The organism is Bacillus carboniphilus (assembly GCF_039522365.1).
Taxonomy (GTDB): Bacteria; Bacillota; Bacilli; order Bacillales; family JC228; genus Bacillus_BF; species Bacillus_BF carboniphilus.
Window position 1 is genome coordinate 179,238 of record NZ_BAAADJ010000022.1, and the last position, 13,566, is coordinate 192,803.

The window sequence follows — 13,566 nt, forward strand, 5'->3', positions numbered from 1 at the left end:
GTAGAAAGAGGAAATTTTCATGAAAAAATGGGCATTGATTACAGGGGCCAGCGGAGAAATTGGAAAAGCCATCAGTCGGAAGCTAGCAGCAGAAGGCTATTACTTATACTTACACTATTATCAAAACCAGCAGGGGATGGACGAACTTCTTCAGCAGTTAAATGAATGGAATGGTGAGTACATTCCTATCCGAGCAGATCTAAGCACGATTGAAGGAGTCGAGCAACTTGTTCAGTCCATATTTCAGATAGATGATATTGTTTTTTGTGCTGGGAAGGAATTAAACAAGCTATTGATTGATACAAATGAAGAGGAAATCTTTTTTCATATCCAATTACATATGAGCTCCACCATTTTACTTACAAAAAAATTACTCCCTAAATTGTATCAGAAAGAAAAGGGAGCCATTTTATTTATCTCATCCATCTGGGGGGAAACAGGTGCAGCCCTGGAAACAGTCTACTCAGCTGTAAAAGGTGGGCAGATTGCCTTTGCTAAAGCACTTAGTAAGGAAGTGGCTCGAAATGGAATTCGGGTGAATGTGGTGTCTCCAGGAGCCATTCAAACAAGAATGAATCAATTTTTAGCAGAGGAAGAAAAATATGATTTAGAAATGGAGATTGCCCTAGGAAGAATGGGGACTCCAGAGGAGGTAAGTGAAGCGGTATCGTTTCTTTTATCACCTAAGGCATCCTATATTACAGGTGAGGTACTTCGAGTGAATGGTGGATGGTACACATAAAATTCCAAATTTGGATGCATATTTTCTTAAAACCGATACAAAATAATCCTTGAACACATGTAAAAGGAGGATCTGATTATGTCGGTTTTAGATAGTTGGGATCAGTGGAAAAACTTTTTGGGTGACCGTCTTCACAATGCGCAAAACGAAGGTATGAATAACCAAGTCATTGGCGACCTTGCATACGAAATTGGAGAATACCTTGCAAATGAAGTGGACCCTAAAAATGAACAAGAACGAGTATTAGCAGATCTTTGGTCTGTTGCTTCTAGCGAAGAAAGACATGCCATCGCAAATATGATGGTCAAACTAGTTTCAAATAACGGTACAAAGTAAAGAGAGGGAAAACCTCTCTTTTTCCTTGTTATTATTTTTTAGAGAATAATCTTAAGTCAAATGAAATAACTTTTTTCTCTTTAGGACAAATTTCCTAATTTTCACTCAATATCGACAAAAACCCTTATTTTCAGACAATGTTTTTTGAATTATCCTTTCATAATCAAATAAAATCATATATTATAGACTATAAAGTACATATATATATACATAAATGTTTGTGTGGTACCTTCCAACAAAAATAAAATAGGAGAAATGGGGGGTATAGATGGAAAAAACAGAATGGTATTTTGAGTACGAAATTCAAAAAAACCGACCTGGTTTGCTTGGGGACATCTCATCTTTACTAGGGATGCTTTCCATTAACATCGTAACCATAAATGGTGTGGATGAAGGAAGACGTGGCATGCTCTTACTTGCACAACATAGAGAGCAGATTGAACGTTTCGAAGCAATTCTTCAAACAATGGATACCATTACGGTTACAAAGATACGTGAACCAAAACTAAGAGATCGATTAGCGGTCCGACATGGCCGATACATACAAAGAGATGCAGATGATAAGAAAACGTTTCGTTTTGTACGGGATGAATTAGGTTTGTTAGTTGATTTTATGGCTGAACTATTCAAACAAGAAGGTCATAAACTTGTAGGAATTCGTGGAATGCCTCGAGTTGGAAAAACAGAATCAGTGGTGGCATCAAGTGTTTGTGCCAATAAAAGATGGCTATTTGTATCATCTACTCTTTTGAAGCAAACTGTTCGTAGCCAACTGATTGAGGATGAATACAGTGAAAATAATATTTTCATTATGGATGGGATTGTTTCTACCAAGCGTGCCAATGAAAGACACTGGCAATTAGTCCGTGAAATCATGCGACTACCAGCTGTTAAAGTTGTAGAGCATCCTGACGTATTTGTACAAAATACCGAATATACCATAGATGACTTCGACTATATTATCGAACTCAGAAATGACCCTGAAGAAGAAATTACATATGAACTTGTTCAAAAAACAAACCTTTTTAATGACTCAGATTTTGGTGGATTTGATTTCTAATAATGTGGTAGGTGGTACTGATGACGGAGCTTGGTAATCGACTGCGAGAAGCCAGGGAGGCAAAGGGTTTATCGCTTGAAGATTTACAAGAAATAACGAAAATTCAAAAGAGATATTTAGTCGGCATTGAAGAAGGAAACTACGCTCCGATGCCTGGGAACTTTTATGTTCGTGCCTTTATTAAACAGTATGCAGAAGCAGTAGGGCTGGAACCAGAAGAAATTTTTCACGAATATGCAAGTGAAATACCGACGAGCCACCAAGATGACTTACCCGAGCAACTGTCACGTGTTCAAACAAGAAAAACTGGGCCAGTTAGTCATTCAAAGGTCTTTGATATTATTCCTAAGCTTCTTGTTGGGATTTTTGTAATTGGTGCTGCCATTGGAATCTGGTTTCTTTTCCAATCTATTGCTGGGGATGATAACCCTGATTCCGTTTCTGATCAATCAGGTGACGAGACAAACTTTGATGAGCAAGTAGGAATTAACGATGAAAATCCGGACGCTGGCAAAGACGACGAGGAAGATCCTGCTGATGAGGAGCCAATCGAAGAGGAGCCTGAAGAAGAGCCTGCTCCTGAGCCTGTTATTGAAAGCGTAGGGGTAAATGGTACTACATCATCCTATGTGTTGAAAAATGCTGAACAGTTCACTGTTGAAGTAAGCTCTACGGGGAGAACATGGGTACAAATTAAGGGCGCAGACAATACGGTCTACTTTTCTGGAGAATTGGCTGAAGGTCAATCCTCAAGTCATGATGTGACAGAAAATAGTCCTGTTAATATCCGTATGGGATTTGCACCTGACACACAAGTAAAAGTAAATGGCATCCCGGTAGAATTTCAATTACCAGCAGCAGACAATCATACTCAAAACATGATTATTCAATTCGAACCAACCCCAGCACAATAGTCATCTTTTAGATGGCTATTTTTTGCGTTGGAGAAAAATAAGAAACTTTGGGTAAAATAGGGTTTGCAGTGGCTAAGTTTTCGTTTATATTATAAAATTCATACGTACATAGGAAAACTAAGGTTAAAAGTATTAGGAGGCTTTTTTGTGAATTTACCGAATAAAATTACCGTATCCAGAATATTACTTATCCCAATCTTTATGATCATCATGTACATGGATTCATGGGGATCCTTCCATTTGGGAGAAGTAGAACTACCTGTCAATCACTTTGTTGGGGCGCTTATTTTTATCCTTGCATCCACGACAGATTGGGTAGATGGTTATTATGCTAGAAAATATAATTTAGTTACAAATCTTGGGAAATTTTTAGACCCACTTGCCGATAAACTACTGGTTTCTGCTGCTTTTATTATTTTAGTAGAACTGGGTTACGCTGCATCCTGGATTATTATCATCATTATAAGCCGTGAGTTTGCAGTCACTGGACTTCGCTTAATCCTAGCTGGAGAAGGGGAAGTAGTAGCGGCGGGGATGTTAGGAAAAATAAAAACATGGGCTCAAATTATAGCGATTTCTGCTCTTTTACTACATAACCTTCCTTTTGAATGGATTCATATCCCGTTTGCAACGATTGCGCTTTGGGTGGCATTGATTTTTACAGTGTGGTCAGGCTGGGATTATTTCTATAAGAATCGTCAAGTTTTATTGAACTCAAAATAAGGACTGATGACAATGCTTAGAGGGGAAATATTAGCGGTTGGCACAGAACTATTGCTTGGACAGATTGCCAATACAAATGCACAATATATCTCAAAGAAACTGGCTGAGATGGGGATTTCTTGTTTTCATCATAGTGTCGTAGGTGACAATCCAGACAGATTAGAAGACACAATGAAAATAGCGATGAATCGCTCTAATTTAATCATACTAACAGGTGGATTAGGCCCAACTAAAGATGATTTAACCAAAGAAACGATTGCCAAACTGTTCGGACGCACATTGGTAATGGACAGTAAGGCGTTGACCTACATTGAAGACTACTTTTCTAAAAAAGGTAGAACGATGACGGAAAATAATAAAAAACAAGCCCTAGTCATCGAAGGCTGTGAAGTGTTTCCGAACGATCAGGGGATGGCACCTGGGATGTTAGTATCAGAAGGCGGGACTCATGTGATCCTGTTACCTGGTCCACCAAAAGAAATGCAACCCATGTTTGAAAGCTATGTTCAGCCCACTTTAATGCGGATTGCTGGAAAATCTATGAGCATTCATTCTCGCGTTCTTCGTTTTTTTGGAATCGGGGAAGCTCAATTAGAAACAGTGGTTTCAGACTTAATTGATAGTCAAACGAACCCTACGATTGCCCCTTTAGCATCTGATGGGGAAGTGACGCTACGATTAACCGCGTTTACAGATAGTAAGGAAAAAGCTGTACCGATGTTGGATGAAGTGGAAGAGAAAATTCAAGCTAGAGTCGGTCAGTTCCTTTATGGCTATGATGATACGAGTTTGTTCCTTGAATTGAAGAAGTTGCTGGAGGAAAAACGTTGGACGCTCTCATGTGCTGAAAGTCTGACGGGTGGTTTGTTCCAAGGAGAGTATTGTTCCATGTCTGGTGCTAGCCAGACCTTTGTCGGCGGCGTTGTGTCCTATACGAATGATGTGAAGCAAATGCTGCTTGCGGTTCGTCCGGAGACATTAGCCTCGTATGGTGCTGTCAGTGAGCCATGTGCCATTGAAATGGCCAAAGGGGTCATGAGGCAAACAGGAAGTGATGTTGGTTTGAGTTTTACAGGTGTAGCGGGACCAGATCCGCTAGATGGTCAGCCGCCGGGTACGGTTTTTATTGGGATGGCGGATAAAAGCGGTCGTACGAATTGTGTGAAGCTTGAGCTAACAGGACATCGGAATGTGGTGCGCCAACGGACGTGTAAGCATGGGGCATATCAGCTGATGAAGTGGTTAGGGGAGTAGAGCGGGGAGAGGTCAGATCCTGTGGGGGGTCTGACCTTTTTTTATGGGGAAGGGTTTGGTGGCTGTGTCGAGGGTGGGGAAGCTGCGGCTGAAGCAAGGTGGCGTGGGCCGCACTCAATATGAAATATTCGCACCAAAATCGAAGGTTAGCGCACTAAAAGTTCCTTTTTTCGCACTCAAACTAAGATTCACACTCAAATCGGATTTTTCGCACACAAAACAAGAAAAATGCACTTAAATCTCCATTTTCGCACTCAAATTAGAATAATCGCACTAACCACCATCAAATATCCTATGCCAACAATTGTGACCCCCTCTAAATGAGTACCAACGTCATTTTTGATTAATAAACCTGTGAAAATTACCAAATTATCATTTGTTTAAATAAAACCTCACTAGAAAAATATAATTTTAATAAAAAATGATAGGTGAATGAACAGCCGGCTTTTCAATTAACTTTTCCTCCAATTTTTCCTACTCTAACCGGAAATCTTACCCAACAGCTGTTTAGTAGACATGGTTGCTAGGTACCAACTATAATGAAGACCTGCGTTTAATAGTCAGAATACTAATCAAAATAGAGTTTTCCAAGCCTTTTTTCGTTGAAAATGGTATTTTTCCTAGCTGATTTACCCATTTTCACGCAAAAATAGCGACCAAAATAACCGAATAGATGTTCGATTTTTCTCTTGGCAAATAGAATAAAAACCGTTATAGTAGAAGTAGATGTTAAGAAGATATTTGAGGAGGAAATTTAGTGAGCGATCGTCAAGCTGCCTTAGAAATGGCGTTAAAACAGATAGAAAAACAATTTGGAAAAGGCTCCATCATGAAATTAGGGGAACAAACGGAAAGAAGAATTTCAACGGTTCCAAGTGGATCATTAGCACTGGATGTTGCACTCGGAGTGGGTGGATATCCACGTGGAAGAATCATTGAAATTTACGGTCCAGAATCTTCTGGTAAAACAACAGTAGCATTGCATGCAATTGCTGAAGTTCAAGCTGATGGTGGACAAGCAGCATTTATCGATGCTGAGCACGCTTTGGATCCTGTGTATGCACAAAAACTAGGCGTAAATATCGATGAGTTACTACTGTCCCAACCAGATACAGGTGAACAAGCACTTGAAATTGCTGAAGCTTTAGTACGTAGTGGTGCGGTTGACATTTTAGTTATTGACTCGGTTGCAGCACTTGTGCCAAAAGCTGAAATCGAAGGTGAGATGGGTGACTCTCACGTCGGTCTTCAAGCTCGTTTAATGTCACAAGCCCTACGTAAACTATCTGGAGCAATCAACAAATCTAAAACGATTGCCATCTTCATTAACCAGATTCGTGAAAAAGTTGGAGTTATGTTTGGAAATCCCGAGACAACTCCAGGAGGAAGAGCCCTTAAATTCTACTCTTCTGTCCGTCTAGAAGTTCGTCGTGCTGAACAATTAAAGCAGGGTAACGACATCATTGGTAACAAAACAAAGGTTAAAGTTGTTAAAAATAAAGTAGCGCCACCATTCCGTGTAGCAGAAGTTGATATCATGTACGGAGAAGGGATTTCTAAAGAAGGCGAAATCGTTGATATGGCAGCAGAGCTCGACATCATCCAAAAGAGTGGAGCATGGTATTCATATAATGAGGAGCGTCTAGGTCAGGGTCGTGAGAATGCGAAGCAGTACTTGAAAGAGAATCCTGATATCCGTTTAGAGGTTCAAATTAAGATTCGTGAACATTATGGTCTTGACGAGGCTAAAGTTGCACCTGAGGAAGATGGACAAGAAGAATTTAAACTATAATATGTAAAACGCAGGGAGTCTAGTTTCCCTGCGTTTTTTTAGAATAAAAATAGTAGACAAAAATGTCAGAAAAGTTGATAGGATTTACTAGTGCTACGCTAAGGATAACTTGACATTGCAGTACCACAGATTTACAATAAATATGTATATTTTTCAACATTTTCGTAAACATCACAAGCGTGATTATACGGATAATTGAAAGGGCTTTGCTTATTAACTTTTTTCGAGCCTAATAATGAAAAATGTAAAAGAATTTGAAAGTGTACATGCCGACATGTATGAAAATTTGAAAACAAGTTCATAGCAAGAGGAGGTGAAACGATGGATACTTTAACAATCATCATCTCCATTTTGCTGGGCCTAATCGTTGGTAGTGTTGTTGGCTATATTTTAAGAAAAAATATTTACGAAGCGAAAGTAACTGGAGCAAAAAATGCTGCGAACCAAATTCTTGAAGATGCGAAACGTGAAGCGGATTCTATTAAAAAGGAATCATTGCTAGAAGCGAAGGATGAAATCCATAAGCTTAGAACGGATGCTGAAAGAGAGGTTCGTGAGCGTAGAAGCGAGTTACAAAAACAGGAGAATCGCTTGCTCCATAAAGAAGAGAATCTAGATCGTAAAGATGAAACGTTGGATAAACGTGAAACATTACTAGAAAAGAAGGAGGATTCTCTTAACCAAAGACAACAGCATATTGAAGAGATGGAAAGCAAAGTGGAAGAGATGGTGCGTAAAGGACAAGCTGAGCTCGAGCGAATCTCTAGTATAACCAGAGAAGAAGCTAAAGCCATTATTCTAGACCGCATTGAGGCAGAGCTTGCTCATGATATTGCTTTCATGGTGAAAGAAAGTGAGTCTAGAGCGAAGGAAGAATCCGATAAAAAGGCGAAAGAAATTCTTTCTCTTGCTGTACAACGTTGCGCAGCTGACCACGTTGCTGAAACGACCGTATCAGTCGTGAATCTACCAAATGATGAAATGAAAGGTCGAATTATTGGTCGTGAGGGCCGTAATATTCGAACACTTGAGACGTTGACAGGGATCGATTTGATTATCGATGATACCCCAGAAGCCGTCATTTTATCCGGTTTTGATCCGATTAGACGTGAAACAGCGCGTATTGCACTAGAAAAGCTTGTTCAGGACGGACGTATTCATCCGGCACGAATTGAAGAAATGGTAGATAAGGCAAGACGCGAAGTGGATGAGCATATTCGTGAAATTGGTGAACAAACAACATTCGAAGTTGGCGTTCACGGAATACATCCAGACTTAATGAAGATTTTAGGACGTCTCAAATTCCGTACATCATATGGGCAAAACGTTCTAAAACATTCGATGGAAGTTGCGAACTTGGCCGGACTACTTGCAGCTGAGCTAGGAGAAGATGTTACACTTGCGAAGCGAGCTGGCTTACTTCATGACATTGGTAAAGCCGTTGACCATGAAGTGGAAGGAAGTCACGTTGAGATTGGTGTAGAATTAACTACGAAGTATAAAGAGCATCCAGTTGTCATCAACAGTGTGGCATCCCACCACGGTGACACTGAACCAACTTCTGTAATTGCCGTATTAGTTGCGGCAGCAGATGCCTTAAGCGCAGCGCGACCTGGAGCTAGAAGTGAAACACTTGAGAATTACATCAAGCGACTTGAAAAACTGGAAGAGATTTCTGAATCCTACGATGGAGTAGAGAAGTCGTTCGCAATCCAGGCAGGACGTGAAATTAGAATTATGGTTAAACCTGATCTAATTGATGATCTCAGTGCACATCGACTAGCGAGAGATATTCGTAAACGCATTGAAGAGGAGCTGGATTACCCAGGTCACATCAAAGTGACCGTCATTCGGGAAACCAGAGCCGTTGAATATGCTAAATAAAAGAAGCCGACTTGGTTCGGCTTCTTTTTTTGTTGTGGTGGGATAGCCGTCATGTGTTCGATGGTGCTTTTGGTGATTTGAGCTTGTCTATTCGCTCGTATATCGGGTATCCGAGCGTGTTTCTGGCCATCAGCGCGTATTTCTGGCTATCCGAGCGTATTTTCCATCCACCCAAGCATATTCCATCCCCCAACCATTTGCCCTCAACTCAACAATCATATAAGATTAACTCAAGGCAGAACATGCTAAACTATAGATAAAGATATGATTAGAAAGGGACGACCTATGCGTATTTTATTTGTTGGAGATGTGGTGAGTTCATTAGGACGATCCATGGTGAAAGAATACCTCCCTAAGTTAAAAGATCAATATCGCCCGAATTTTACCATTGTTAATGGGGAGAATGCAGCAGGCGGTAGAGGGATTACACATAAGATTTATAATGAACTACTGGAGTGGGGAGCTCAAGCTGTCACTCTAGGAAATCATACATGGGATCATAAAGAAATCTTTGATTTTATTGATGATGCGAAACAGCTAGTGCGCCCAGCGAATTTTCCAGAAGGTTCACCTGGAGAAGGGCTAAAGATTATTGAACACCAAGGCAAGAAAGTTGCTGTCATCAGTGTTCAAGGACGAACGTTCATGCCAGCGATTGACGATCCTTTCCGGGCTGCTGAAAAACTTGTGGAAAAAGCAAGGTCAATTACACCGTATGTATTTGTTGACTTTCATGCAGAGGCTTCGAGTGAGAAGCTTGCTATGGGTTGGTTTTTGGATGGAAAAGCTTCCGCTGTTGTTGGAACTCATACACACATACAGACGGCGGATGAGCGCATTTTAACTAAAGGAACAGCTTATTTAACGGATGTAGGGATGACAGGTCCTTATGATGAGATTATCGGGGTCGATAAAGAGGCTGTTATTCGAAAGTTCCTAACGGCAATGCCGGTTCGATTCGATTTTTCGAAGTCAGGTCGTTCTCAACTGAGTGCGGTTGTCATTGACTTAGATGATAAAACGGGAATGGGTAAGAAGGTTGAACGTGTACTAATAAACGATGATCATATGTTTTACTATTAAAAGGGGCCAATATTTGGCCTCTTTTTCGTTAATTCGGACTTAAATTTACAAACGCCGCAATTGCTAATCATACCCTCGAATGATGCCCATTTCCACTCTAATAGCCGCAAATGGTAATCATAGCCCCGGAATGATGCCCATTTCCACTCTCATAAGCCGCAAACGGTAATCATAGCCCCGGAATGATGCCCATTTCCACTCTCAAAAGCCGCAAACGGTAATCATTGCCACCAATGATCCCCTTACCCACTCGAAAAAGCCGCAAACGGTATTTCAGAGCCCTCGAATGATGCCCATTTCCACTCTCAGAAGCAGCAAACGGAAATCATAAACCTCCCAGAAATCCAACAATCAACCAACACTTTATTAACAAATTGCTAAAAGATAAAAAGTCTCCTCAAAAATGTTGTCCAAGCTGGCATATGTAGGAATTTACGTGAATATAGTAGCAATGGAATGATTTATAGGCATCCCAAAGAGATAAGACCTCAAGCAACGTTCACGGAAAAAACAAGGAGGCATAAGGTAATGGAAATATTAAAAGTTTCAGCTAAATCGAATCCAAATTCTGTAGCTGGTGCACTAGCAGGGGTACTGAGAGAAAGAGGAGCAGCAGAAATACAAGCGATTGGTGCAGGGGCCTTAAATCAGGCAGTAAAAGCTGTCGCGATTGCACGTGGATTCGTAGCTCCAAGTGGTGTTGATTTAATTTGTGTACCGGCCTTTACAGATATCCAAATTGATGGAGAAGAACGGACAGCAATTAAGTTAATTGTGGAACCACGTTAGAGTAGTTTGGATGGGAGAACCTGTTTGCATATTCTGGCAAGCAGGTTTTTTATACGTTTTTCCACGTTATCAACACAAAAATATCAAAATATTTATAATATTTAAATTTAATACCACTACAAACTAGTTAATTTTTTCATATAATGCTAAACTAATATCGATGAATATAGTAGAATGGCTATTTTGGGACTACATATTAAGGACCTTTCGAAGGGTTTAAAGGAGTGTCAAGTATGGTTCAACAATTATCGTGGAAAGTGGGAGGGCAACAAGGAGAAGGAATCGAGAGTACCGGTGAAATTTTTTCTGTAGCCTTAAATCGTCAAGGCTACTATTTGTACGGGTACAGACATTTTTCTTCCCGCATTAAAGGTGGGCATACCAACAATAAAATTCGAGTTAGTTCGGTCCCCGTTCGGGCAATCTCCGATGATTTAGACATCCTTGTGGCGTTCGACCAGGAAACCATTGATGTGAACTACCAAGAACTACATGAAAAGGGCGTTATCATTGCGGATAGTAAGTTTAATCCGACAGCTCCTGAGGATTGTAAAGCAACTCTTTATTCCGTTGCGTTTACTGAAATTGCATCAGATTTAGGGACGTCCCTTATGAAAAACATGGTGGCCGTAGGTGCATCTTGTGCCGTGTTAAATTTAGAGACTAAGATATTCCTGAATGTAGTAGATGAGATTTTTGGCAGAAAAGGAGAGCAGGTTGTAGCGAAAAACATGGAAGCGATTCAAAAAGGTTTCGATGTGATGCGTGAACAGCTTGGAGAGGCTGCTGAAACGATGAAATTAGATGCTGCAGATGGGAAGCAACGCATGTTTATGATTGGGAACGATGCGATTGCGTTAGGTGCTTTGGCAGGTGGAGTTCGCTTCATGGCTGCGTACCCGATTACTCCTGCATCTGAGATTATGGAATATTTAATTAAGAAGCTTCCGAAAGTAGGAGGAACAGTAATCCAGACAGAGGATGAAATCGCTGCCTGTACGATGGCGATTGGTTCGAACTATGGTGGTGTGCGTGCATTCACTGCTTCGGCCGGTCCAGGGCTATCACTAATGATGGAGTCAATTGGTCTATCTGGTATTACAGAAACACCTCTTGTCATTGTCGATACACAACGTGGAGGACCATCTACAGGTCTTCCTACGAAACAAGAGCAATCGGATATGATGGCGATGATCTATGGAACGCATGGAGATATTCCTAAAATCGTAATGGCTCCTAGTACGGTAGAAGAAGCCTTCTATGATGCAGCAGAAGCTTTTAATCTAGCAGAAGAATATCAATGTCCGGTAATTTTCCTATCAGACTTGCAGCTTTCACTAGGGAAGCAAACGGTAGAACCTCTTTCCTTAGAAAAAGTAGAGATTCGCCGAGGAAAACTCGTAGAGGAAGAATTGCCAGAATTACCGGCTAAAGAATACTTCAAGCGTTATGAAGTGACGGAGGATGGCGTATCACCACGGGTTGTGCCTGGAACGAAGAATGGAATATTCCATGTAACAGGTGTTGAGCATGATGAAACCGGAAAGCCTTCTGAAGCGGCACCTAACCGTCAAAAACAAATGGATAAACGAATGAAAAAGCTAGAAAATCTTCGTTTCAATACGCCAGTTTATACGGATGCTCCTCATGAAGAAGCAGATCTGTTAGTGATTGGAATCAATTCAACGCGTGGAGCGATTGAAGAGGCGAAAGGTCGACTAGAGAATGATGGAGTGAAGGTTAACCATGCGCATATACGCTTACTTCATCCATTCCCAGCTGATGAAGTGTACGATCTAGTAAATAGTGCAAAACAGGTAGCCGTAGTAGAGAATAACGCAACAGGGCAGCTAACAAGCATTATCAAAATGAATGTCGGTGGGGCTAAGAAGATTAAAAGTGTACTGAAATATGATGGGAATCCATTTTTACCACATGAAATTTATGATAAATGTAAGGAGTTGCTTGACTGATGGCTACATTTAAAGACTTTCGTAATAATGTAAAACCAAACTGGTGCCCAGGCTGTGGAGATTTCTCTGTTCAAGCCTCCATCCAAAGAGCAGCTGCAAATGTTGGTCTGGAACCAGATAATATGGCCCTTGTTTCAGGGATTGGTTGTTCTGGCCGTATCTCTGGATACGTATACACGTATGGTTTCCATGGTATTCACGGTCGCGCACTACCTATTGCACAAGGATTGAAAATGGCGAACCGTGAATTAACGGTTATTGCGTCTGGTGGAGATGGAGATGGTTTTGCGATTGGTATGGGGCATACCATTCATGCCATCAGAAGAAATATCGATATCACATATATCGTAATGGATAACCAAATCTATGGCTTAACAAAAGGGCAAACGTCACCACGTTCGGCTTCTGGATTTAAAACAAAATCTACTCCGGAGGGAGCAATCGAGCCGGCATTGTCTCCGATGGAAATGGCTTTAACAGCGGGTGGAACCTTTATCGCTCAAGGCTTCTCTACTGATCTGAAAGAGTTAACGGCTTTAATTGAAGCCGGTATCCAACACAAAGGATTCTCACTCATTAACGTCTTCAGTCCATGTGTAACCTATAATAAAATCAACACATACGACTGGTTTAAGCAAAACTTAACGAAGCTTTCAGATATTGAAGGATATAATCCATCAGATCGACAGCAAGCCATGCAAACGTTAATGAAGCATGATGGATTGGTGACGGGAATCATCTATCAAAATAAAGAACAAAAATCCTACCAAGAGCTGGTACCAGGGTATAAAGAAACAGCTCTAGTAAACGAAGATTTAAATCTTGCCCCTGAAATGTTCGAGGGTCTTGTAAAAGAATTCATGTAATGAAACGAGCTTTATGAGGCGAGAATCCCTCATAAAGCTTTTTTCAAAAGATAAGAAAGTATAAATTTTGGGTCTACCGCAGTCTTTTGGGCTGTGGTATTTTCAATTTATGGAGAGGAATATTCTTAGACAAATCTTTTTTGATGAACA

General features: G+C 40.7%; 12 protein-coding genes. All 12 read left to right on the top strand.

The features are described from left to right. Positions 1–19 precede the first annotated feature (19 nt). The 12 genes from ymfI to ABDZ91_RS12175 all read left to right on the top strand — a co-directional run bounded on the left by ymfI (position 20) and on the right by ABDZ91_RS12175 (position 13,416). Positions 20–742 (top strand): elongation factor P 5-aminopentanone reductase, encoded by a 723-nt coding sequence (ymfI, locus tag ABDZ91_RS12120; protein WP_343799316.1) that lies wholly within the window; start codon positions 20–22, stop codon positions 740–742. Between the two features lie 78 nt (positions 743–820). Beyond that, complete coding sequence (locus ABDZ91_RS12125) at positions 821–1,078, top strand: DUF3243 domain-containing protein (protein WP_343799318.1); 258 nt, start codon at positions 821–823, stop codon at positions 1,076–1,078. A gap of 268 nt (positions 1,079–1,346) precedes the next feature. Then, positions 1,347–2,138, top strand: a complete 792-nt coding sequence (locus tag ABDZ91_RS12130; protein WP_343799319.1) for a YmfK family protein — start codon at positions 1,347–1,349, stop codon at positions 2,136–2,138. Positions 2,139–2,158: 20 nt separating this feature from the next. Next, complete coding sequence (locus ABDZ91_RS12135; protein ID WP_343799320.1) at positions 2,159–3,052, top strand: helix-turn-helix domain-containing protein; 894 nt, start codon at positions 2,159–2,161, stop codon at positions 3,050–3,052. Positions 3,053–3,199: 147 nt separating this feature from the next. Next, positions 3,200–3,775 (top strand): CDP-diacylglycerol--glycerol-3-phosphate 3-phosphatidyltransferase, encoded by a 576-nt coding sequence (gene pgsA / locus ABDZ91_RS12140; RefSeq protein WP_343799322.1) that lies wholly within the window; start codon positions 3,200–3,202, stop codon positions 3,773–3,775. 12 nt (positions 3,776–3,787) lie between these two features. Continuing rightward, positions 3,788–5,029, top strand: a complete 1,242-nt coding sequence (locus tag ABDZ91_RS12145) for a competence/damage-inducible protein A (RefSeq protein ID WP_343799324.1) — start codon at positions 3,788–3,790, stop codon at positions 5,027–5,029. Between the two features lie 757 nt (positions 5,030–5,786). Continuing rightward, entirely contained in the window at positions 5,787–6,821 is a 1,035-nt protein-coding gene (recA, locus tag ABDZ91_RS12150) for a recombinase RecA (RefSeq protein ID WP_343799325.1), read from the top strand. 321 nt (positions 6,822–7,142) lie between these two features. Then, positions 7,143–8,705 carry a ribonuclease Y gene (gene rny, locus ABDZ91_RS12155; protein WP_343799326.1) on the top strand — a complete coding sequence of 521 codons (1,563 nt, stop codon included), beginning with the start codon at positions 7,143–7,145 and terminating at the stop codon, positions 8,703–8,705. Positions 8,706–8,990: 285 nt separating this feature from the next. Next, positions 8,991–9,788, top strand: a complete 798-nt coding sequence (locus ABDZ91_RS12160) for a TIGR00282 family metallophosphoesterase (protein ID WP_343799327.1) — start codon at positions 8,991–8,993, stop codon at positions 9,786–9,788. A 528-nt stretch (positions 9,789–10,316) separates the two neighbouring features. Continuing rightward, a complete protein-coding gene (gene spoVS / locus ABDZ91_RS12165; protein ID WP_097160453.1) occupies positions 10,317–10,577 on the top strand; it encodes a stage V sporulation protein SpoVS in 261 nt (86 codons plus the stop codon). 233 nt (positions 10,578–10,810) lie between these two features. Then, positions 10,811–12,550, top strand: coding sequence for a 2-oxoacid:acceptor oxidoreductase subunit alpha (locus tag ABDZ91_RS12170; protein ID WP_343799330.1), 1,740 nt, complete (start codon positions 10,811–10,813; stop codon positions 12,548–12,550). After that, the gene (locus tag ABDZ91_RS12175) at positions 12,550–13,416 is read left to right on the top strand and encodes a 2-oxoacid:ferredoxin oxidoreductase subunit beta (RefSeq protein WP_343799332.1); all 867 of its coding nucleotides are present in this window, start codon (positions 12,550–12,552) and stop codon (positions 13,414–13,416) included. The genes ABDZ91_RS12170 and ABDZ91_RS12175 overlap by 1 nt, the downstream gene beginning before the upstream one ends. The last annotated feature ends 150 nt before the right edge of the window (positions 13,417–13,566 follow it).

Excerpts from the sequence above, each read along its gene's own strand:
- ymfI (WP_343799316.1), top strand. The coding sequence starts at position 20 with ATGAAAAAATGGGCATTGATTACAGGGGCCAGCGGAGAAATTGGAAAA.
- ABDZ91_RS12125 (WP_343799318.1), top strand. The coding sequence starts at position 821 with ATGTCGGTTTTAGATAGTTGGGATCAGTGGAAAAACTTTTTGGGTGAC.
- ABDZ91_RS12130 (WP_343799319.1), top strand. The coding sequence starts at position 1,347 with ATGGAAAAAACAGAATGGTATTTTGAGTACGAAATTCAAAAAAACCGA.
- ABDZ91_RS12135 (WP_343799320.1), top strand. The coding sequence starts at position 2,159 with ATGACGGAGCTTGGTAATCGACTGCGAGAAGCCAGGGAGGCAAAGGGT.
- ABDZ91_RS12145 (WP_343799324.1), top strand. The coding sequence starts at position 3,788 with ATGCTTAGAGGGGAAATATTAGCGGTTGGCACAGAACTATTGCTTGGA.
- rny (WP_343799326.1), top strand. The coding sequence starts at position 7,143 with ATGGATACTTTAACAATCATCATCTCCATTTTGCTGGGCCTAATCGTT.
- ABDZ91_RS12160 (WP_343799327.1), top strand. The coding sequence starts at position 8,991 with ATGCGTATTTTATTTGTTGGAGATGTGGTGAGTTCATTAGGACGATCC.
- spoVS (WP_097160453.1), top strand. The coding sequence starts at position 10,317 with ATGGAAATATTAAAAGTTTCAGCTAAATCGAATCCAAATTCTGTAGCT.
- ABDZ91_RS12170 (WP_343799330.1), top strand. The coding sequence starts at position 10,811 with ATGGTTCAACAATTATCGTGGAAAGTGGGAGGGCAACAAGGAGAAGGA.
- ABDZ91_RS12175 (WP_343799332.1), top strand. The coding sequence starts at position 12,550 with ATGGCTACATTTAAAGACTTTCGTAATAATGTAAAACCAAACTGGTGC.